Source organism: Kitasatospora sp. NPDC048365 (genome assembly GCF_043200835.1).
Lineage (GTDB): Bacteria > Actinomycetota > Actinomycetes > Streptomycetales > Streptomycetaceae > Kitasatospora > Kitasatospora terrestris.
In genome coordinates this window covers 21,058-41,144 of sequence record NZ_JBICYJ010000041.1, presented here as the reverse complement: position 1 = coordinate 41,144, position 20,087 = coordinate 21,058, and the positions used below count along the sequence as shown (strand labels likewise).

21 protein-coding genes are annotated in these 20,087 nt (G+C 74.1%); 10 read left to right on the top strand and 11 right to left on the bottom strand.

The features are described from left to right. A partial coding sequence (locus ACGFX4_RS32080) for a hypothetical protein (protein ID WP_393081916.1) occupies positions 1-482 on the top strand: 482 nt, incomplete at its 5' end. Between the two features lie 58 nt (positions 483-540). Here the strand turns inward: ACGFX4_RS32080 and ACGFX4_RS32075 are convergent. Continuing rightward, positions 541-993: a nucleoside deaminase gene (locus tag ACGFX4_RS32075; RefSeq protein ID WP_393081913.1), complete on the bottom strand. Its 453-nt coding sequence runs from the start codon at positions 991-993 to the stop codon at positions 541-543. A gap of 147 nt (positions 994-1,140) precedes the next feature. On the opposite strand from ACGFX4_RS32075, the gene ACGFX4_RS32070 reads away from it, so the two are divergent. The 3 genes from ACGFX4_RS32070 to ACGFX4_RS32060 all read left to right on the top strand — a co-directional run bounded on the left by ACGFX4_RS32070 (position 1,141) and on the right by ACGFX4_RS32060 (position 4,733). Further along, positions 1,141-2,007 carry an EI24 domain-containing protein gene (locus ACGFX4_RS32070; RefSeq protein WP_393081910.1) on the top strand — a complete coding sequence of 289 codons (867 nt, stop codon included), beginning with the start codon at positions 1,141-1,143 and terminating at the stop codon, positions 2,005-2,007. Between the two features lie 78 nt (positions 2,008-2,085). Next, complete coding sequence (locus ACGFX4_RS32065) at positions 2,086-3,321, top strand: cytochrome P450 (protein WP_393081906.1); 1,236 nt, start codon at positions 2,086-2,088, stop codon at positions 3,319-3,321. 125 nt (positions 3,322-3,446) lie between these two features. Further along, entirely contained in the window at positions 3,447-4,733 is a 1,287-nt protein-coding gene (locus ACGFX4_RS32060; RefSeq protein WP_393081903.1) for a GNAT family N-acetyltransferase, read from the top strand. Between the two features lie 7 nt (positions 4,734-4,740). On the opposite strand, the gene ACGFX4_RS32055 is transcribed toward ACGFX4_RS32060, so the two are convergent. Then, positions 4,741-4,998 carry a Prokaryotic metallothionein gene (locus tag ACGFX4_RS32055; protein ID WP_393081900.1) on the bottom strand — a complete coding sequence of 86 codons (258 nt, stop codon included), beginning with the start codon at positions 4,996-4,998 and terminating at the stop codon, positions 4,741-4,743. Between the two features lie 129 nt (positions 4,999-5,127). On the opposite strand from ACGFX4_RS32055, the gene ACGFX4_RS32050 reads away from it, so the two are divergent. After that, the gene (locus ACGFX4_RS32050; protein WP_393081897.1) at positions 5,128-5,442 is read left to right on the top strand and encodes an antibiotic biosynthesis monooxygenase family protein; all 315 of its coding nucleotides are present in this window, start codon (positions 5,128-5,130) and stop codon (positions 5,440-5,442) included. 52 nt (positions 5,443-5,494) lie between these two features. Here ACGFX4_RS32050 and ACGFX4_RS32045 read toward each other — a convergent pair whose 3' ends face one another. Then, the gene (locus tag ACGFX4_RS32045) at positions 5,495-6,097 is read right to left on the bottom strand and encodes an HdeD family acid-resistance protein (RefSeq protein ID WP_393081894.1); all 603 of its coding nucleotides are present in this window, start codon (positions 6,095-6,097) and stop codon (positions 5,495-5,497) included. Between the two features lie 166 nt (positions 6,098-6,263). On the opposite strand from ACGFX4_RS32045, the gene ACGFX4_RS32040 reads away from it, so the two are divergent. Next, the gene (locus ACGFX4_RS32040) at positions 6,264-8,030 is read left to right on the top strand and encodes an NAD-binding protein (protein WP_393081891.1); all 1,767 of its coding nucleotides are present in this window, start codon (positions 6,264-6,266) and stop codon (positions 8,028-8,030) included. Positions 8,031-8,051: 21 nt separating this feature from the next. Here the strand turns inward: ACGFX4_RS32040 and ACGFX4_RS32035 are convergent, their stop codons facing one another. The 8 genes from ACGFX4_RS32035 to ACGFX4_RS32000 form a co-directional block, all read right to left on the bottom strand. Further along, entirely contained in the window at positions 8,052-8,828 is a 777-nt protein-coding gene (locus ACGFX4_RS32035) for an enoyl-CoA hydratase (RefSeq protein WP_393081888.1), read from the bottom strand. Positions 8,829-8,925: 97 nt separating this feature from the next. Next, positions 8,926-9,954, bottom strand: a complete 1,029-nt coding sequence (locus tag ACGFX4_RS32030; protein WP_393081885.1) for an enoyl-CoA hydratase/isomerase family protein — start codon at positions 9,952-9,954, stop codon at positions 8,926-8,928. A gap of 95 nt (positions 9,955-10,049) precedes the next feature. Next, positions 10,050-10,244: a hypothetical protein gene (locus tag ACGFX4_RS32025; protein WP_393081882.1), complete on the bottom strand. Its 195-nt coding sequence runs from the start codon at positions 10,242-10,244 to the stop codon at positions 10,050-10,052. A 189-nt stretch (positions 10,245-10,433) separates the two neighbouring features. Beyond that, positions 10,434-11,648, bottom strand: a complete 1,215-nt coding sequence (gene fahA, locus ACGFX4_RS32020) for a fumarylacetoacetase (RefSeq protein WP_393081879.1) — start codon at positions 11,646-11,648, stop codon at positions 10,434-10,436. Then, positions 11,645-12,478, bottom strand: coding sequence for a hypothetical protein (locus ACGFX4_RS32015; protein ID WP_393081876.1), 834 nt, complete (start codon positions 12,476-12,478; stop codon positions 11,645-11,647). Before ACGFX4_RS32015 ends, fahA begins: the two co-directional genes overlap by 4 nt. After that, entirely contained in the window at positions 12,457-13,644 is a 1,188-nt protein-coding gene (locus tag ACGFX4_RS32010; RefSeq protein ID WP_393081874.1) for a homogentisate 1,2-dioxygenase, read from the bottom strand. The genes ACGFX4_RS32015 and ACGFX4_RS32010 overlap by 22 nt, the downstream gene beginning before the upstream one ends. Positions 13,645-13,667: 23 nt before the next feature. Further along, positions 13,668-14,876 (bottom strand): 4-hydroxyphenylpyruvate dioxygenase, encoded by a 1,209-nt coding sequence (gene hppD, locus ACGFX4_RS32005; protein ID WP_393081871.1) that lies wholly within the window; start codon positions 14,874-14,876, stop codon positions 13,668-13,670. 133 nt (positions 14,877-15,009) lie between these two features. Then, a complete protein-coding gene (locus tag ACGFX4_RS32000; RefSeq protein WP_393081868.1) occupies positions 15,010-16,296 on the bottom strand; it encodes a phosphoribosyltransferase family protein in 1,287 nt (428 codons plus the stop codon). 131 nt (positions 16,297-16,427) lie between these two features. Here ACGFX4_RS32000 and ACGFX4_RS31995 point away from each other — a divergent pair, with 131 nt between their 5' ends. The 4 genes from ACGFX4_RS31995 to ACGFX4_RS31980 all read left to right on the top strand — a co-directional run bounded on the left by ACGFX4_RS31995 (position 16,428) and on the right by ACGFX4_RS31980 (position 19,980). Then, on the top strand, positions 16,428-17,597 hold the full coding sequence (locus ACGFX4_RS31995) for a sedoheptulose 7-phosphate cyclase (protein WP_393081865.1): 1,170 nt from the start codon (positions 16,428-16,430) through the stop codon (positions 17,595-17,597). Next, positions 17,582-18,286, top strand: coding sequence for a cupin domain-containing protein (locus tag ACGFX4_RS31990; protein WP_393081862.1), 705 nt, complete (start codon positions 17,582-17,584; stop codon positions 18,284-18,286). The genes ACGFX4_RS31995 and ACGFX4_RS31990 overlap by 16 nt, the downstream gene beginning before the upstream one ends. Next, positions 18,283-18,675, top strand: coding sequence for a hypothetical protein (locus tag ACGFX4_RS31985; protein ID WP_393081859.1), 393 nt, complete (start codon positions 18,283-18,285; stop codon positions 18,673-18,675). The genes ACGFX4_RS31990 and ACGFX4_RS31985 overlap by 4 nt, the downstream gene beginning before the upstream one ends. Before the next feature lie 156 nt (positions 18,676-18,831). Next, positions 18,832-19,980 carry a hypothetical protein gene (locus ACGFX4_RS31980; RefSeq protein ID WP_393081856.1) on the top strand — a complete coding sequence of 383 codons (1,149 nt, stop codon included), beginning with the start codon at positions 18,832-18,834 and terminating at the stop codon, positions 19,978-19,980. Positions 19,981-20,087 lie beyond the last annotated feature (107 nt).

The window sequence follows — 20,087 nt, the reverse complement described above, 5'->3', positions numbered from 1 at the left end:
ATGAGGTTGAGCCCGAGCCGGTCGTCGAGGTCGAGGCTGAGCCCGTGGCTGCGGCTGAGCCGGAGGTGGCCGTCGAGCCGGTGGCTGAGGTTGAGCCCGAGCCGGTCGTCGAGGTCGAGGCTGAGCCCGTGGCTGCGGCTGAGCCGGAGGCGGTCGTCGAGCCGGTGGCTGAGGTTGAGCCGGAGCCGGTCGTCGAGGTTGTTGCCGAGGTTGAGGCCGAGCCCGTGGCTGTGGCTGAGCCGGAGGCGGTTGTCGAGGCCGGTGGGCGGCCGGCGCGGCCGGAGGTCGTGCCCGGGCGTCCGGTGACCGCGTACGAGCCGGCGGAGCTGGTCGCGCTGGTGCGGTGGCTGGACACCGACGGCAGCACCCGGTCCGACGACGAGCTGCTCCGGGCCGCCATGAAGGAGCTCGGGTTCGCCCGTCTCGGCCCCCGGATCAAGGAGGCGCTGGGCGCCGCCGTTGCCGAGGTCCGCACGGCCTGACGTCAGGACGAGGGACGACCGCGCCCGCCCGCCGGAAGCTTCCGGCGGGCGGGCGCGGTCATTCGCCGATGTCCTCGAACCACAGCTCGGGCTGCGCGGTGATGAAGCCGCTCATCATCCGGACGCATTCGGGGTCGTTGAGCAGGGTGATCCGTACGCCGTGTTCGGCGAGCCAGTCGTGGCCGCCGCTGAAGGTGCGGGCTTCGCCGATCACCACCCGCCCGATGCCGAACTGCCGGACCAGGCCGGAGCAGTACCAGCAGGGTGACAGCGTGGTGACCATCACCGTGTGCCGGTAGCCGCGCAGTCGGCCGGCGTTGCGGAAGGCGGCGGTCTCGGCGTGCATGGACGGGTCGCCGTCCTGGACGCGCCGGTTGCGGCCGCGGCCGAGCAGTTCGCCGTCGGGGCCGAACAGGGCCGCCCCGATCGGGATGCCGCCTTCGGCGAGCCCGGTGCGGGCCTCCTCGACGGCGACCGCCAGCATCCGCGTTGCGTCGTTCTCCGGGTCCATCGGTCCTCCAGCTCGGTCCGTCCGTCGTGCCGCCGTCGCGCCGCCGTCGTACCGGCCGTTGCGCCGGCCGTCGCGGCCCTCCTCCCGACTCGTACCCACGCGGCACCCCGCCCGAGCGGTCCGGGGCCCTGACCGTAGGCTTCGCGCATGCGAGATTTCGGGGCGGGCCTGGGCTATCTGTTCAAGGGCCAGCGGTGGGTGGCGCGGCACGGCCGGTGGTGGGCGTTCGGGATGATTCCGGCGCTGATCACCCTGGTGGGGTACGTCGCGGTGATGACCGCGTTGATCGTCTGGTCGGGGGACATCGCCGACTGGGCGACGCCGTTCGCGGACGGCTGGGGCTCGCCCTGGCAGGGCCTGGTGCGGGGCGCGGTCTCGGTGGCGGTGGTGGGTTCCGGCGGGCTGCTGGCGCTGGTGACGTTCACGGCGGTGACGCTGCTGGTCGGGCAGCCGTTCTACGAGTCGTTGTGCGAGAAGGTGGACGAGTCGGAGGGCGGCGCGCCGGCCAAGCCGGAGGTGCCGCTCTGGCGGGAGCTGCTGGTCTCGGCGCGGGACAGCTTGGCGGTGCTGCTGCGGGTGGCGGCGTTCGGTGTGGCGCTGTTCCTGTGCGGGTTCATCCCGGTGGTCGGGCAGACGGTGGTGCCGGCGATCGGCATCTGCGTGTCGGGCTACTTCCTGACGGTGGAGCTGTCGGCCGTCGCGTTGCAGCGCCGGGGCTTCGCGCAGAAGGAGCGGCTGCGGATGCTGCGCCGCCGGCTGCCGCTGGCGGTGGGCTTCGGTGCGGCGTTGGCGCTGCTGTTCCTGGTGCCGTTCCTGACGGTGCTGGCGATGCCGGGCGCGGTGGCCGGCGCGACGCTGCTGGCCCGCGACCTGGCTCCGGTCGAGGAGTCGGGCGAGGAGGCCGACGACGAGACGGACCGCGACCAGACGGACGACCACGACGAGACCGGCTACGACGAGACGGGCGACGCACCCGGCGCCTCCGACGTGCCGGACGCCTTCCGTAAGTCATGATGATCGGACAATAGTCCCAACTCCCGTCCCGCTGACGGGATTTGACATCGCCTCCGCCGGTGCGCCATAACGTGCTGCATGAGTGCACCGGCGGGCGTCCACACGCCGAGCGGGATCGACCTCGGCGACCCCGAGTTCTGGCGGCTGCCCGCGCCCGACCGCGCGGCGGCGTTCGCCGAGCTGCGCCGGCTGGACGCGCCGGTGGTCTTCACCGACCGGGCGACCGGCCGGCCGTTCCACGCGCTGGTGCGGCACGCGGACGTGGTGACCGCCAGCCGTACGCCGGAGGTGTTCCTCAGCGGGCCGGGTGTCACCACGCCCGAGCCGGCCCGCTGGGTGCGGACGGTGTTCGGCGACTCGATGGTCAACCTGGACGACCCCCGCCACGCCGACCTGCGCCGGATCGTCTCCCGGGCGTTCACCCCGCGGCTGATCGCCCGGGTCGAGGACTCCATCCGGGAGATCGCGACCGGGCTGGTCGACCGGGTGGTGGCCGGGCGCCCCGAGGAGTTCGTCACCGCGGTCGCCGCCGAGCTCCCGTACCAGGTGATCTGCACCATGATGGGCATCCCGGACCGGCAGCGCCGGCAGATCCTGGCCCTGGTCAACCACGCCTCGGAGAACACCGGCGTGGCCCGCAGCCGGATCCGGGTCCCCGGCCGGGGGCTGCGGGCGCTGGCCCGGATGCAGTCGGTGATCGCCGCGCTGGGCCGGGAGCGCCGCCGCCGGCCCGCGGACGACCTGATCTCCGCCCTGGTGACCGCCGACGTGGACGGCCGCCGGCTGAACTCCCGGGAGCTGGGCGCCTTCTTCTCGCTGCTGCTGGTGGCGGGCGTGGAGACCACCCGCAACGCGCTCGCCCACGGGCTGCACCTGCTGACCGCGCACCCCGAGCAGCGGGCCCTGCTGCTCGGCGACCCGGACACCCACCTGGGCACCGCGGTGGAGGAGATCGTCCGGTACTCCACGCCGATCATCCAGTTCCGCCGCACCGTGGCCACCGACTTCGAGCTGCACGGCAACCGGCTGCGCGAGGGCGACAAGGTGGTGCTGTTCTTCGGTTCGGCCAACCGGGACGAGGCGGTCTTCACCGACCCGGAGGCCTTCGACATCACCCGCTCGCCCAACCCGCACCTGGGCTTCGGCGGCGGCGGCCCGCACTTCTGCCTGGGTGCCTACCTGGCCCGGCAGGAGATGAAGGTGCTCTTCCGCGAGCTGTACGACCGGCTGCCCCAGCTGCGCTCGGTCGGCGAGCCGGAGCTGATCCCGTCCAGCTTCGACCACCGGGTGCGGGCCCTGAGGTTCGACTACTGACGGGTACGGCCACCCGCGATCCGTACGGTTCGCACCCGCGCCGTTGTCCGCGCCGTCGAGCGCCCCGCCGACCTGCCTCGGCCTACCGTTCCGGGACCACCGAGCACGAGAGAGCGGGCCCCGGCATGGACTGGCTGATCCACGACTACCGCGAGGACGACCTGGCGGCGGTCGTCCACCTCATCGACACCACCGCCGAGCTCGGCCAGGAGTCGGTGTTCTCGCTGGCCGAGTGCATCACCGCGCTCACCTCCCGGCAGCCGGCCGTGGTCGCGGTCAGCCAGGGCGCGCCGATCGGCGCCGCGCTGGCGCACCTGGCGGGCGACCGCGCCTGGGTGATGCGGATCGCCATCGCCCCGGCCTGGCGCGGGCGCGGCCTGGCCAGCGGGCTGCTGCGCGAGCTGGAGCGCCGGCTGGTCGAGCGCCGGGTCCGCCGGATCGCCTACGTGCTGCCGGAGGAGGAGCAGCTCGGCGAGGGCCTGCGCAACGCCGGCTACACCCGCCGGCCGGCGGTCGCGTACTTCGAGAAGGCGGAGCCGCCGACCGGGCCGCTGGAGGGCCTGATGGAGGAGCTCGGCGGCCGGTTGCTGCCCGGCGACCTGTGGGCGAAGGTGGCCGGCATGGCGGCGGAGAAGTCGCTGATCGAGCGTCGGGTGGTCAGCCCGCTCGCCGAGCCGGAGCGGGCCGCCCGGCACGGGGTGCGGCCGCCCCGGGCGATCGCCCTGTTCGGGCCGCCCGGTACCGGCAAGACCACCTTCGCCCGGGCGGTCGCCTCCCGGCTGGGCTGGCCGTTCGTCGAGCTGCTGCCCTCCCGGCTCGCCGACGAGGGCAACCTGGCGGCCGCCCTGCGCACCGCCTTCGCCCGGATCTCCCGGCTGGAGCGGGTGCTGGTCTTCATCGACGAGGTGGAGGAGATCGCCCCGGTCCGTACCGAGGGGGTGCCGGGCGGCATGCACGGGGTGACCAACGAGCTGCTCAAGCTGATCCCCGGCTTCCGGGAGGGCGAGGAGCGGCTGCTGGTCTGCGCGACCAACTCGATCCGCTCGCTGGACCCGGCGTTCCTGCGCCCCGGGCGTTTCGACTACCTGATCCCGATCGGTACGCCGGACGCGGCCGCGCGGGCCGCGATCTGGTCCCGGTACGCGGCCACCCGCGCCGACGTGGACCTGGACACCCTGGTCGCGGCGAGCGAGCTGTTCACCCCCGCGGACATCGAGCACACCGCCCGGATCGCCGCCCAGACCGCCTTCGAGCGCGACCTGGCCCGTCCCGCCGACAGCGGCGGCGGCCCGGACACGGCGGGGGCGACCACGGACGACTACCTCGCCGCGATCGCCCAGTGCCGGCCGACGGTGACCCCCGCGATGATCGAGGAGTTCACCGCCGACATCGGCTCGCACGCACGCCTGTGACCCGGGCTCAGGACGGGTGGGCGCCCACCGCGTCGCGGATCTGGGCGCCCAGCTCGCTGTTGGCCCGGGCGCAGTTGGCGCAGCAGAAGAAGCTGCCCGCCACCTCTACGCCGTGGCCGACGATCCGGACCTGGCACTGCTCGCAGCGCGGTGCGAGCTTCTCCATCGCGCACTCGAAGCTGTCGAAGGTGTAGATGTCCCCGGTGATCGTCTTGATCTCGAAGGACAGCCAGTAGTCGTTGTTGCACACCACGCAGACCGCCATGGAAGGACTCCTGTTCTCGGGACGTTCGGACACAGCTGCGTGATCGAGTCTTCGCCGCCCGCAGCCACCCGGCAATCGGCGGCGGTCCGAACGGATAATGGGCCCAGGGGCCCGGCTGAGGAGGCCACCATGATCGTCCGCATCTGGGAGGCGCAGGTGTCGCCGCGCCGGATCGAGCAGTTCTGCGCCGAGCTCGCGGCGGAGGTGCTGCCGACGATCGCGGAGCGCGAGGGCTTCCTCGGCGGGGAGCTGCTGCGGGCCCTGGTCGACGGCGACCACCGGGTGCGGATGATCACCCGGTGGCGCGACGAGGACGCCCTGCGCGCGTACGCCGGGCCGATGTGGCGGATCCGCCCGGTGTGGGCCGAGGGCGAGCTCAACTTCCTGGACCACCCGCCGACCGTCTCGCACTTCACCTCCTTCGCCCGGGTCGAGCAGGACTGAGGTCGAGCAGGACTGAGGTCGAGCAGGGCCGGGGTCGAGCAGGACCGAGGGCTCAGGCACCGGACGGTAGGCCCTTGGCGGCGCTGCGCATCCGGAAGGCCGTGACGATCTCGACGAGGCCGAGGACCAGCAGGACACAGCCGGTCAGGACGGCGAGCGCGGTGATCGACTCCACCGGCCAGACCATCAGCAGGATGCCGCCGAGCACGTTGAGCACGCCGGCGAAGATCTGCCAGCCGCGCTGCGGCATGGCGTGGTCGGAGGCGGCCGCGGCGAGCTGGGTGATGCCGCGGAAGAGCCAGCCGATGCCGATCCACAGGCCGAGCAGGACCAGCGAGCGCACGGCGCTGCGGAAGCAGAGCAGGCCGAGCATCACGCACAGGGCGCCGCTGATGAAGGCCAGGACCCGCATCGCGGTGGAGACGTGGGTGCCGAAGGCGGCGACCAGCTGGACGACGCCGATCACCAGCAGGTAGATGCCGAAGAGCACGCCGATGACGGTCAGCGTCTCCTTCGGCCAGGCGATGACCACGACGCCGAGGGCCAGGGAGATCAGGCCGCCGATCAGCACGGCCTCCCAGGCGATCTTGGCCAGTCGCTGGAGCGGCCCGTCGAGACCGGGGTATTCCGGGGTCGGAGTGGGTGCGGTGGCCATGGTGACTCCTGAAGGGCGGAGGGCTGGACCTTTCCACTCTCCTGGCGGAACGGACGGACGGCATCGCGGGCACACCCGTTCGGATGGTCGGTCGGGGCAACTGATTGCCCGTCGGCCATCTGCCGTCTTCCTTCGGGGCCGAACGGGTGAACTAGAATCTGACGGTATGACGGAGGAAGGGCGGGGGACCCCTGAGGCCGAGCTCAGTGGGCACTACATCGTCTGCGGCGGCAACGCGCTCGCCCATCGGCTGATCGAGGAGCTGCTCGACCAGTACGAGGTGCCGGTGGTGGCGCTGGTGCCGGACCTGGCCCGGGAGCACGGGCCGCGGATCGCCGGGCTGGAGGGGCTGGCCGCGGTGGTGGAGTCCGGCGCGGTGACCGAGGAGGCACTGCGCTCGGCGGGGGTGGACGGCGCGGTCGGGATCGCGCTGATGGACGCCACCGACCAGGAGAACATCCACGCTGCGCTGACCGCCGAGAACCGGAACCACGGCATCCGGATCGTCCTGCGGGTCTTCAACCAGCGGCTGGGCGAGCACCTGGAGAAGCTGCTGCCCAACTGCGCCGCGCTGTCCGCCTCGGCGACCGCCGCCCCGGCGTTCGCCAACGGCGCGCTGGGCCGGCCGAACTCGGTGCAGGTCGGCGAGCGCTACCTGTACGTCGCGTACGGCGAGGACATCCGCGACAACCAGGTCTGCCTGGTCGCCGACCGGATCGACCCGCAGGACCTGAGCACCATGCGGGTCCTCCCGGAGGGCGAGAGCCGGATGGCCGAGTACGTGGAGCTGGCCACCCGGATGAGCGACGAGAGCCCGATCGAGCTGGGCCGCCCGCCGCTGCGGGAGCCGGCCGACCGCGGGCAGGTCGCCGCGCTGCAGGCGCTGACCACCGAGCCGCCGCTGCCGATCCCGTTCCGGAAGCGGCTGCGCTGGTGGGCGCAGGACGTCCTGCGGTACTTCACCAGCGTCCGGCTGCGGGTGGTGCTGTCGACCGCGTTCGCGGCGGTGCTGCTCGGCACGGTGGTGCTCTGGTGGCACAGCGGCGACCTCGGCTGGACCGTCTACTACAGCCTGCTGGACGTCGCCGGCGCCGCCCAACCCGACCTGCCGGGGCAGGAGTTGCTGGGCAGCGCGTGGACCAGGGCGGCCCAGGTGCTGATCACCTTCTGCGGGATCACCTTCGTGCCGGTGGCCACCGCGATCGCGGTCGAGGCGCTGGCCAGCGGCCGCCGCGGGATCCCGCGCTCGCCCGGCGCCCGGACCCGCGACCACGTGGTGGTGGTCGGCCTCGGCAACGTCGGCACCCGGGTGGCGACGGTGGCGCACGAGGCCGGGGTGCCGGTGGTGTGCGTCGAGCGGGATCCGCAGGCGCGCGGTATCGCGGCGGCGCGGGCGCTGGGGCTGCCGGTGGTGATGGGCGAGGGCCCGCTGGCCGCGCAGCTCACCCGGGCGCGGGCCAAGCACGCCCGGGCGGTGGTCGCGGTCACCCGTGACGACGCGGCCAACCTGGAGGCGGCGCTGGAGGCCCGGGCGATGCGGCCCGAGGTGCGGGTGGTGGTGCGGCTGTTCGACGACGAGTTCGCCCGCCGGGTGTACGCCACGCTCGGCAACGTGGCCTCCCGCTCGGTGTCCTACCTGGCGGCGCCGGCCTTCGCGGCCGCGCTGATGGGGCGCGAGGTGCTGGGCACCCTCTCGGTGTACCGGCACGTGCTGCTGATCGCCGAGCTGGCCGCCGACGAGGGGTCCGGCCTGCTGGGCAGCAACCTGCGCACCATCGAGGAGGGCGGCGGGGTGCGGGTGGTGGCGGTCCGCCTCGCCCGGTGGCCGGAGGAGTACCAGTGGAGCTTCGCCGACCGGGCGCGGGCGCTGGAGCCGGGTGACCGCATCGTGGTGGCGGCCACCCGGGCGGGGCTGGCCCGGCTGATCCAGTGATGCCGGGCCGCCGCCGGCCGCCTACTTGTTGCTGAAGTTCGCCGGGCGCTTCTCGGCGAAGGCGGTCATGCCCTCCTTCTGGTCCGCGGTGGCGAAGGCCGCGTGGAACAGCCGGCGCTCGAAGCGGACGCCCTCGGCGAGGGTGGTCTCGAAGGCCCGGTTCACCGACTCCTTCATCATCACCGCGGCGGGGGCGGACATCGCGGCGATCGTCTCGGCGGTGGCCATCGCCTCGGCCAGCAACTGGTCGGCGGGGACGATCCGGGAGACCAGGCCGGCCCGCTCGGCCTCCTCGGCGTCCATCATCCGGCCGGTCAGGCACAGCTCCATCGCCTTGGCCTTGCCGACCGCGCGGGTCAGGCGCTGCGAGCCGCCGATGCCGGGGATGACGCCGAGCTTGATCTCCGGCTGGCCGAACTTCGCGGTGTCGGCGGCCAGCAGGATGTCGCAGAGCATCGCCAGCTCGCAGCCGCCGCCGAGCGCGTAGCCCGCCACCGCGGCGACCACCGGCTTGCGCAGCCGGCCCAGCTCGTCCCACGGGCCCAGCCAGTCGTCCAGGTAGACGTCGGGGAAGCGGTTGTCCTGCATCTCCTTGATGTCGGCGCCGGCCGCGAAGGCCTTCTCCGAACCGGTGATCACCAGACAGCCGATCTCCGGGTCGCGGTCGAAGTCCTTGGCGGCGGCGACGACCTCGGTCATCAGCTGGGTGTTGAGCGCGTTCAGCGCCTTCGGCCGGTTGAGCGTGATGATCCCGACCCGGCCCTTGCGGTCGACCAGGATCGTCTCGTACTCGGTCATCGTCGTTGACTCCCTTGCGTTGCCCTGCGGCTCACTGACGGTGGATACGATCTCCGAACCGGCGCCCGGGCGCCAGTCTCGCCAGGCGAGACGATCGTCACCCGAGGCCCAGCTCGCCGTCGACCGGCGTGGTGAAGAATCCGGCCACCGCGGCCTCGGTGACCTCGGCGAGCGTCGCGGGGCGCCACCGGGGGTCGCGGTCCTTGTCGACCACCTGGGCCCGGATGCCCTCCACCAGGTCGTGGTGGGCCAGGGCGGCGCAGGAGATCCGGTACTCCTGGTCGAGGGTCTCGGCGAGGGTGGCCAGCGTCCGGGCCCGGCGCAGCGCGGCCAGGGTGACCTTGAGCATGGTCGGGGACTTGGCGGCGATCTGCTCGGCGGCCTCCTTGGCCTCCGGGACGCCGCAGTCCAGCAGCCGCTCCACGATCTCCTCGACCCGGTCGGCGGCGTAGCAGGCGTCGATCCACTCGCGCTGCCCGGCCAGTTCGCTCGCCGGGGCGTCGGCGGCGTGCGCGGCCAGCGCCTCGGCGGGGGTGCGGGTGGCGAGCTCGGCGGTGAAGGCGGGCAGCGCGGCGGCGGGCACGAAGTGGTCGGCGAAGCCGCAGTGCAGGGCGTCGCCGGCGGTCATCGACGCGGCGGTGAGCGCCAGGTGGGTGCCGAGCTCGCCGGGGGCCAGGGCGAGCAGCCGGCTGCCGCCGACGTCCGGGACCAGGCCGATCCGGGTCTCCGGCATCGCCACCGTGGTGCGCCCGGTGACCACCCGCACGCCGGCGTGGGCGGAGAGGCCGACGCCGCCGCCCATGGTGATGCCGTCCATCACGGCGACGTACGGCTTCGGGTAGCGGGAGATCAGCTCGTTGAGCCGGTACTCGTCGCGGAAGAAGCCGCGGTAGCCGGCGCCGCCCTGCTTGGCGTCGTCGTGCATGGCGCGGATGTCGGCGCCCGCGCACAGGCCGCGCTCGCCGGCGCCGGTGAGCACCACGGTGGCCACCGCGGGGTCGGCGGCCCAGCCGTCCAGGGTCTCGCGGACGGAGCGCAGCATGGCGTGGGTCAGCGAGTTGAGCGCCCGCGGCCGGTTCAGGACGATCCGTCCGGCGTGGCCGTCCCGCTCGAAAAGCACGTCCATGGTTGCTGTCTCCTTGCTGATCGAGGTCTCCCCGGCGGCAACGGTACCGGGCCCGCCGCGCGGGGCGGCGGGCCCGGGTGCCGGGGCGCGACCGGTCAGCAGGGGTGGGCGGCGGCGAGCGGGAAGGCGTGGACGCAGTGGGTCGGGTGCTGGGCCGTCGGATCGACGAGTACGGCGGCGGCCGGGGCCGGATGCGCCGGGTACGGGGCGAGGGCGTCGGCCGGCGGCACGGGCAGCAGCAGGTTGGCGGCGGCGAACGCGGCTCCGTAGAGCAGGGTGCGCAGCTTCATCGGGGGTCCTCCGGGGGAGAGTGTCCGCAACGGCGCGTCCCCGTCGGTGCCGGGCGTGGGATGCCCGGCTCGGGGGACGCTGGTGCGTCAACTTCTAGGGGAGGACCGGCCGGTGGGGCCACAATCTCACCCGTACGGCGGCGCGCTGCGTGCACGGGGTTGACGCGCGTGCCGCCGCGGGGAGGGGTGCTACGGGACGATCCGGCCGGTGACCTCGCCGAAGCCGATCCGGCTGCCGTCCGGGCCGGGGGCGGTGGCGGTGATGGTCACCTCGTCGCCGTTCTCCAGGAAGGTGCGGGTGGTGCCGTCGGCCAGCTTCAGCGGCTGCTCGCCGTTCCAGGTGAGCTCGATCAGCGCGCCGCGGGTGGCCGGCTCGGGGCCGCTGACGGTGCCGGAGGCGAAGAGGTCACCGGTGCGCAGCGAGGCGCCGTTGACCGTCATGTGGGCGAGCTGCTGGGCGGCGGTCCAGTACATCGAGGCGAACGGCGGGTGGGAGACGGTCTCGCCGTTGAGCGCGACCTCCATCGTCAGGTCCAGGCCCCAGGGCTCGGCGGCCCGGTCGTCCAGGTAGGGCAGCAGCTCGAACTCCCGGGCGGGCGGGGCGACCCGGGCCTGCTCCAGGGCGTCCAGCGGGACCACCCACGGGGAGACCGAGGTGGTGAAGGACTTGCCGAGGAACGGGCCGAGCGGCACGTACTCCCAGGCCTGGATGTCGCGCGCCGACCAGTCGTTGAGCAGCAGCACGCCGAAGACGTGCTCGCGGAAGTCGGCGAGCTCCACCCGGGTGCCCAGCGCGGTCGGGGTGCCGACCACGAAGCCGACCTCCGCCTCGATGTCCAGGCGGCGGCAGGGGCCGAAGGACGGCAGCGGGTCGGTGGGGGCCTTGCGCTGGCCGTGCGGGCGGATCACCGGGGTGCCGGAGACCACCACGGTGCCGGCCCGGCCGTGGTAGCCGATCGGCAGGTGCTTCCAGTTGGGGGTGAGCGGCTCGGTGCCGGGACGGAAGATCTTGCCCAGGTTGGTGGCGTGGTGCTCGGAGGCGTAGAAGTCGACGTAGTCGGCGACCTCGAACGGCAGGTGCAGCTCGACCTCGGCGAGGTCGTGCAGGCAGCGGCCGATCTCCGGCCGGTGGGCCTCGTCGGACAGCCAGCCGGTGAGTGCCGAGCGGACCGCCGTCCAGGTCGGGCGGCCGGCCGCCATCAGCGGGTTGAGGCTGTCCGCGTCCAGCAGCACGGAGGGGCTGCCGACCGCGCGGGCCGCCGCGCCGGCGTCCAGCACGAGGTCGCCGATCCGTACGCCGATCCGCCGCCGGCCGGGCTGGTCGGGGGCGGTGAACACGCCGTACGGGAGGTTGTGGATGCCGTACGGGGAGTCGGCGGGCAGGTCGAGCCAGGTGGTGGTCAACGGTCCTCCAGGGGGTGGGTCAGCAGGCCGAGCGTGTCCAGGTCCTCGAGCGGCTCGGTGATGCTGCAGGTGCCGAAGGAGGTGAAGAAGCGGCGGATGTAGGCGACCTGGTGGTCGCTCAGGCCGCGCACCGCGTCCGCGAGCACCGTGCCGTCCCGCTCGGCGAGCAGCTCGGCCGCGGCCTTGCGCTCCCCGGTGAGGGCGGCCAGCGCCACGTTCAGGAAGCCGTGGTGCTCGAAGCCGGTCGCCGGGTCGGTGTGCCGCACCGCGTGGTGCAGGCCGGCGGTGCACTTGTACGGCAGGCCGCGCTCGGCGCAGCCGGCCAGGAAGGCGGCCAGCTCGTCCTCGTCGGGGAAGGCGTCGGCGCTCAGGCCGCCGGTGCGGTACTTGGCGCGGTAGGGGGAGGCCACCAGGGCGTCCAGGTGGTCCTCCAGCCGCCCGGTGCGCGGGATCTCGACGGCCGCGGTGACGCCGATCGGCAGCAGCTCGTCCAGCGCGGCGACCGCCGCCGGGACGTCGGGCGCGGCCAGCTCGACCGTCACCACGGTCAGGCCGGCCGCGTCCGCGAGCGCCGCCGGGAGCTGGGCGCTGCCCCCCGGCAGCACCAGGCCCACCGGCAGGTCGGAGCCGGCCAGTTCGGCCAGCTCGCCGATCCGGCCCGCTCCGCACAGGAACGGGCCGACCGCGTCGGCGTACCGGGAGGACCGGTGCGCGAGGTGCGCGGGCACCGCCTCGGCGAGCGGCGCGTCCCCCGGGGGGAACAGCGCCGCGTCGTCGAACAGGCCCGTGAAGAGGGCGGGAACGGTCGTCATCGCCGCGACCACGTCCACGCGTAGTTCGGGTCCTCGGAGGCGCCGGCCGCCTCGCCGAGCTCCAGCGGGCGGAAGGTGTCCACCATCACCGCCAGCTCGTCGAAGAACTCCACGCCGATGGAGCGCTCGTACGCGCCCGGCTGCGGGCCGTGGGTGTGGCCGCCGGGGTGCAGCGAGATCGAGCCCTGGCCGATGCCCGAGCCCTTGCGCGCCTCGTAGTTGCCGCCGCAGTAGAACATGACCTCGTCGCTGTCCACGTTGGAGTGGTAGTACGGCACCGGGATCGACAGCGGGTGGTAGTCGACCTTGCGCGGCACGAAGTTGCAGATGACGAAGTTGTTGCCCTCGAAGACCTGGTGGGCCGGCGGCGGCTGGTGGATCCGGCCGGTGATCGGCTCGAAGTCGGCGATGTTGAAGGCGTACGGGTAGAGGCAGCCGTCCCAGCCGACCACGTCGAACGGGTGGTGCGGCACGGTGTACCGGGTGCCCACCACCCCGCCCGGGCCGCGGTGCTTGACCAGCACGTCGACCTCGCCGCCGTCCACCACCAGCGGGCCGACCGGACCGCGCAGGTCCCGCTCGCAGAACGGCGCGTGCTCCAGCAGCTGGCCGTACTTGGAGAGGTAGCGGCGGGCGGGCGTGATGTGGCTGTTGGCCTCGATGCAGTAGGCCCGCAGCGGCTCGTCGCCGACCGGCACCCAGCGGTGGGTGGTGGCCCGGGGGACGATCACGTAGTCCCCCTGGCCGACCTCCAGGCTGCCGAAGACGGTCTCCACCACGGCGGAGCCCGACTCGACGTAGACGCACTCGTCGCCGAGCCCGTTGCGGTACAGCTCGCTCGGGGCCCCGGCGACGACGTACGACAGGCGCACGTCCGCGTTGCCGAGCACCAGCCGGCGCCCGGCCACCACGTCGGTGTTCTTCCACTCCGCGCCCTGGAACAGCTCGTGCAGCTTCAGGTGGCGCGGGATCAGCGGGAGGTTCGCGGTGGTGGACTGGTCCGGCAGCTCCCACACCGAGGCCGCCGTGATCGCCGACGGGATGCCCTTGTGGTAGAGCAGCGAGGAGTCCGAGAAGAAGCCCTCCTCGCCCATCAACTCCTCGTAGTAGAGGCCGCCCTCGGGGGTGCGGTGCTGGGTGTGCCGCTTGCGGGGGACGTTGCCCAGCTGCCGGTAGTGCGCCATGGTCTACGAATCTCCCTGTCGACTCAGAGGTTGCCGCGCTTTTCCTGCTCGCGCTCGATCGCCTCGAAGAGCGCCTTGAAGTTGCCCTTGCCGAAGCCCAGGGAACCGTGCCGCTCGATGAACTCGTAGAACACGGTAGGCCGGTCGCCGATCGGCTTGGTGAAGATCTGCAGCAGGTAGCCGTCCTCGTCGCGGTCGACCAGGATGCCGCGGCTCTTCAGCTCCTCGATCGGCACGCGCACCTTGCCGATCCGCTCGCGCAGCTCCGGGTCCTCGTAGTAGGAGTCCGGGGTGTTCAGGAACTCCACGCCGCGCGAGCGCAGCACGTCGACGGTGGTGAGGATGTCGTTGGTGGCGAGCGCCATGTGCTGGCAGCCGGCGCCGGTGTAGAACTCGAGGTACTCGTCGATCTGGGACTTCTTCTTGGCGATCGCCGGCTCGTTCAGCGGGAACTTCACCCGGTGGTTGCCGCTGGCGACGACCTTGGACATCAGCGCCGAGTACTCGGTGGCGATGTCGTCGCCGACGAACTCGGCCATGTTCACGAAGCCCATGACGCGGTTGTAGAACGAGACCCACTCGTCCATCTTTCCGAGCTCCACGTTGCCGACCGCGTGGTCCAGCGCCTGGAACAGCCGCTTCGGCGCGCCCTCGGGGCGGACCACGGTGGAGGTCCGCGTGACGTAGCCCGGCAGGTACGGGCCGTGGTAGCGGGAGCGGTCGATCAGGGTGTGCCGGGTCTCGCCGTAGGTCGCGATCGCCGCGCGGCGGACGGTGCCGTTCTCGTCGGAGACGTCGTTCGGCTCCTCCAGGATCGTGGCGCCCTGGGCGCGGGCGTGCGCGATGCACTTGTCCACGTCCGGCACCTCGATGGCCAGGTCGACCACGCCGTCGCCGTGCCGGCGGTGGTGGTCCAGCAGCGGGCTGTCCGGCAGCACACCGCCCTTGATCACGAAGCGGCAGGAGCCCGACCGCAGCACGAACGCCTTGCGGTCGCGGCGGCCGGTCTCCGGACCGGAGTACGCGACCAGCTCCATGCCGAACACGGCCTGGTAGAACTGCGCCGTCTGGGTGGCGTTGCCGACCACGAAGACCACCGCGTCCTGGGCGGTGACCGGGAACGGGTCGTTCTCGGCGTCGTGCTCGACCAGGCCCACCAGGGTGCGCAGCTGCTCGGCCGTGAGGCCGGCCTCCAGCTCCTCGGGCGTCAGTTCAACGGCGTTGGCGGTCATGGGTGCTTCCTCCACGTCGAGGTCGGTTGCGCTGAGCTTGGCCCCTGCCGGATGGATGGGCAACAGGTCGGATTTGGGCTGATCAATGTGTGCAAGATGAGCAGGTGAGGGGGGCCATCGCTGTACAGATTGTTCAGTTGTCGGCCGGCAGGTGCGTGGTGAACCAGGAGACCGCCAGGTCCGCCACCGCCTCCAGCGCGCCCGGCTCCTCGAACAGGTGCCCGGCGCCCGGCACCACCTGCAGCGAACTCTCGCAGCGCAGCTCCGAGCGCGCCTGCCGGTTCAGGTCCAGCACGTCCGGGTCGGCGCCGCCGACGATCAGCAGGGTCGGCGTGCGCACCTCGGCCAGGCGCGGGCCGGTCAGATCGGGGCGCCCGCCCCGGGAGACGACCGCCACCGGATCGAGGTCCGGCTCGACGGCGGCCCACAGCGCGGCCGCCGCGCCGGTGGACGCCCCGAAGAAGCCGACCGGCAGGCCGCCGACCGCGGCCGGCAGCCGGCGGGCCGCCCCCGCCAGCCGGGAGCCCAGCAGCGCGGTGTCGAAGACCTTCCGGCGGTCCGGCTCCTCCTCGGCGGTCAGCAGGTCGAACAGCAGGGTCGCCAGGCCGGCGCGGTTCAGCTCGGCCGCCACCCGGCGGTTGCGCGGGCTGTGGCGGCTGCTGCCGCTGCCGTGCGCGAACAGCACCAGGCCGGCGGCGGACGCGGGGACCGCGAGATCGCCCGGCAGGGTGACGTCCGGGAGGGCCAGCTCGACCTCGACCGGATCTGGCTCCGGGTCCGGCTCCGGGGCCTCCGGCGCCGCGTCCAGCAGCTCGACCACCTCCGCGTCGGAGGTCTGCGAGAAGTCCGCGTAGAACTCGCCGATCGCCCAGAAGTGGCCCGGCGTGTGCGGGCACACGAACGCGTCCACCTCGGTGCCCAGGCGCTGCGCCCAGTCCTGCGGCGCCACCGGGACCGCCAGCACCACCCGCGCCGCGCCCCGGGCCCGGACGATCCGGCAGGCCGCGAGCGCCGTCGACCCCGTCGCCACGCCGTCGTCGACCACCACCACCGTGCGGCCGCGCAGGTCCACCGGCGCGCGGCCGCGACGGTAGCGGGTGGCCCGGCGGTGCAGCTCGGCGCGCTCGCGCCGCTCCACCTCGGCGAACTGCTCCGGGGTGACGGCCGCGCCGCGGACGATCGGGTCGTTGACCACCCGGGCGCCGTCCTCGCCGATCGCCCCCATGCCCAGCTCCGGCTGGAACGGCACCCCCAGCTTGCGGATCACGCAGATGTCGAGCGGGGCGTGCAGCGCCCGCGCCACCTCCGCCGCCACCGGCACCCCGCCCCGCGGCAGGCCCACCACCACCGGGTCCTCCGGGTGCGAGCGCACCACCTCCGCCGCCAGCCTGCGGCCCGCGTCACGCCGATCGGTGTACATGGCAGCTGCCTCCGCCTTCCACGGTACGCGCGCGGGCGCAGGCCATCAGGGGCTCGCCGTCCCTCGAAACCGGGACGTCGGGATGGCGACGGTGGAGGTCCGACCAGGCGAGACCCCGAGGAGCCGCTCCCGTGCGCACACCTGACACCCACACCCACGGACTGTTCACCACCGGCGAGCCGGTGAGTTCCTGGACGGTCGCCACCGCGCTGCCGGTCAGCTACGAGGTGCGGTTCACCCCGCGCCTGCTGGACCCCGGCAACCCCGCGCTGGGGGAGGCGGGCGCCGCCCCCGGCCGCCGGCTGGTGGTCGTCGAGGAGACCGTCGACCGCCTCTACGGCGCACGGATCCGGGCCTGGTTCCGGGCCCGCGGCACCGAGCACCGGATCTGCGTGCTGCCCGCCCACGAGCAGGTCAAGACGATGGACTCGGTCTACCGGGTCGTCGAGGCGATGGACCGGTTCGGGATCGCCCGGCGCGGCGAACCGGTGCTGGCGATCGGCGGCGGCGTGCTGATGGACGTCGTCGGCCTGGCGTGCAGCCTGTACCGCCGCTCGACGCCGTTCGTCCGGATCCCCACCACGCTGATCGGCCTGGTGGACGCCGGGGTCGGCGCCAAGACCGGCGTCAACTTCGGCGAGGGCAAGAACCGGCTCGGCACCTACCACCCGGCCGTCGCCACCCTGCTCGACCCGGCGTTCCTCGCCACCCTCGACCCCCGGCACGTCAGCAACGGCACGGCGGAGATCCTGAAGATCGCGCTGGTCCGGGACCGCCGCCTGTTCGAGCTGCTGGACCGGCACGGCGAGGCCCTGGTCGCCGAGCGCTTCCAGGGGCCGACCCCGGGCACCGAGGTGCTCACCAGGGCCGTCCACGGCATGCTCTCCGAGCTGCAGCCCAACCTCTGGGAGAAGCGGCTGGAGCGGTCGATGGACTACGGCCACTCGTTCAGCCCGACCGTGGAGATGCGGGCACTGCCCGAACTGCTGCACGGCGAGGCGGTCTGCGTGGACATGGCCCTCACCACGGTGATCGCCCACCGCCGCGGCCACCTGGACACCGGGCAGCGCGACCGGATCCACGCCCTGATGCGCCGGCTCGGCCTGCCGGTCTGGCACCCGCTGGTCGAACCGGACACCCTCGGCGCGGCGCTCGCCGACACGGTCCGCCACCGCGACGGCCGGCAGCGGCTCCCGCTGCCGCTCGGGATCGGCGACTGCTGCTTCGTCGACGACCTCACGGCCGGGGAACTCGCGGCCGCCGCACGGGAGACGGAGGCACTGGCATGCATCGCACGGTGATCGTCGCGGACACCCGCGAACCCGCCGACGTGTACGGCGTGCACGGCACCGAGGGCCTGACCCAGTGGGCGTGCCTCGCCCGCCGGGTCGGCCTCGGCGGCGGCTGGGAGGCCGTCGAGTGGGCCAGGATCCCGCCCGGCGGCGTCAGCGGGGAGCACCTGCACACCCGCACCGAGGAGGTCTACGTCCTCCTGACCGGCCACGGGGAGATCACCCTCGACGGCCGCCCGCACCCCGTCAGGGCCGGGGACGCCGTCCTCACCGGGCTCGGCACCCGGCACGGACTGCGCAACCTCGGCGACGAAGCCCTGGAATGGCTGGTGATCGAGATGCCCGCCGCCCCCGTCCCGCACCCCCGCGGGCCGCTGACGGACCACCGCGTCGTCAGAGACCTCCGCCGGGTCGGCCCGATCGACCCGCGGGCGGTGTTCACCGGGCCGCTGCGCCTGCTGGAGGCCCGCCGACTCCCGTACGGGGAGCGGCTGGTGCTCGACGCCGGCACCGTCGAGCACACCGTGTTCGTCACCGGCGGGTCCGGCCGCGCCGCGATCGGCGACGTCCGGATCCCGCTCCGCCCCGGCCGGGCGCTGACCCTGCCGCTCGGCACCCGGGCGGTGCTCGCCGCCGGACTGGACGGCCTCGAACTCGTCCACGCCGAACTCCTGGTGGAAGGAGGCGACCCGGCATGATCGTCGCTGGGCGGGACAACCCCGCCGTCCACCTCGGACCCGGCACCCAGCGCCTGCGCACCCGCTGCCTCGCCAGGAGGGGCATGCTGCACAGCGAGACCGAGTCCTTCGACCACCTGCGGATCGGCCCCGGCGCCTGCTTCGACCCGCCCGGCCGGGACGGCACCGAGGCCGCCTGGTACGTGCTGCGCGGCCAGGTCGCCCTGCTGGACCGCCCCGGCCGGCCGCACCGCACCCTCGCCGAGGGCGACCTGCTGCTGGCCCCCGACGGGCGGCGCGTCCACCTGCACGGCGGCCCGTTCGGCGCCGAGCTGCTCTGCCTGACCGTCCTGCCGGACCGCGTCAGCGCCGAACTCCCGCCCCGCAGACCGGACCTGACCCGCACCTGACCGACCGACGCACCGGGCGCCGCCTCCCGAACGGGACGCGGCGCCCGGTGCCGTGCCCGGGACCGGTCCGGGCCCGGCGGCTCAGGCGCCCGGGTCGGCGGGCCGCCGACGGTGGGGAGGTCGTACCGCACCGACCCCAGGAAGGGGAGTGCCGCCATGGCCGCCACCCGTCCCGTCGCCCTCGACCGGCAGCTGCAGGTCGGACCGGCGCTGCTGCGCCTCGCCGTCCGCGGCGGACCCGGCGCACCGGACCTCCTCCGGGCCGAACTCGACCGGCTGGGCGGCCCGTTCACCGTCCTCGCCGGCCCGGACGTTCCGGCCTCGGCGCTGCGGCCGCTGCTGCCTGGGGCGCCGGTGGTCCGCACCGCCGGCGCCGCCTCGCTGGCGGAGGTCCAGCGGCTCGCGGAGCGGCTGGCCGCCGCCGGGTTCCGGCCCGGCGGCGTGCTGGTCGCCGTCGGCGACGGCCTGGTGGGGGAGAGCGCCGGGGTGCTCGCCGCACTGCTCCACGGCGGCAGCCGGCTGGTGCACGTGCCCACCACCCTCGGCGCGCTGTGCGGGCCCGCGCTGTCGCTGCGGCACGCCGTCGGCGACGGCGCGTTCGGCGTGTGGCACACCCCCGAGCTGGTCCTCGCCGACCTGGACGCGGTGGCCCGCGCGGACGTGGCGAGCGGCCTGGCCGAGGTCGCGCGGCACGTCCTGGCCGTCTGCCCGGCCGGGTACCGGGAGGTCGCGGCCCTGCTCCGGCCCGAGCCGCGGTACGCACCCCGGGAGCTCGCCGCCCTCGTCGCGCTGTGCGCCGACGCCCGGGCGGCGGTCGTCGCGTACGACCCGCAGGAGCGCGGGCCCGGGCTGGCCCTCGGGTACGGGCGGACCGCCGGGCGGGCGCTGCGCCGGCTCGCCGGGCCGGTGCTCGGCGAGGGCGCCGCGGACGGGCTGGGCCTGCTCGTCGCCGCGCGGGCGGCGGTCGGGCTCGGCCTGCTGGACCGCGCCGACGAGCACGCCCACCGCGACCTGCTGGCCCGCGCCGGACTCCCGCTCACCCTCCCCGCCCACCTCCCGGTCGACCCCGGCGCGTTCGCCGCGGCCGTCCGCACCGGGCACCCCGGAACCGTCCTGCTCGCCGGCCTCGGCCGGCCGCACTGCCGGGACGGCACGCTGCTCGCTGACGTCGACGCCGGCACCCTCGCCGCCGCCCTCGACGCGATCCGCCCCGCCGGCACCGTCCCGCCCCAGCCGGGACCGGGCCGCCGGACGCGCCGCCGAGGAGCACCCGCCCTGCCGCCGACCGCGCGGCGGACGCCGTGACCGGGGCCCCGGCGCGCGGCCGGTCCCGGGTCGGGACCGGGTGCCCGTGCGGTCGGGACAGCGGGCGGACGACAGTCGAGACCGAGACACCCCGACGGAGCCCCCCA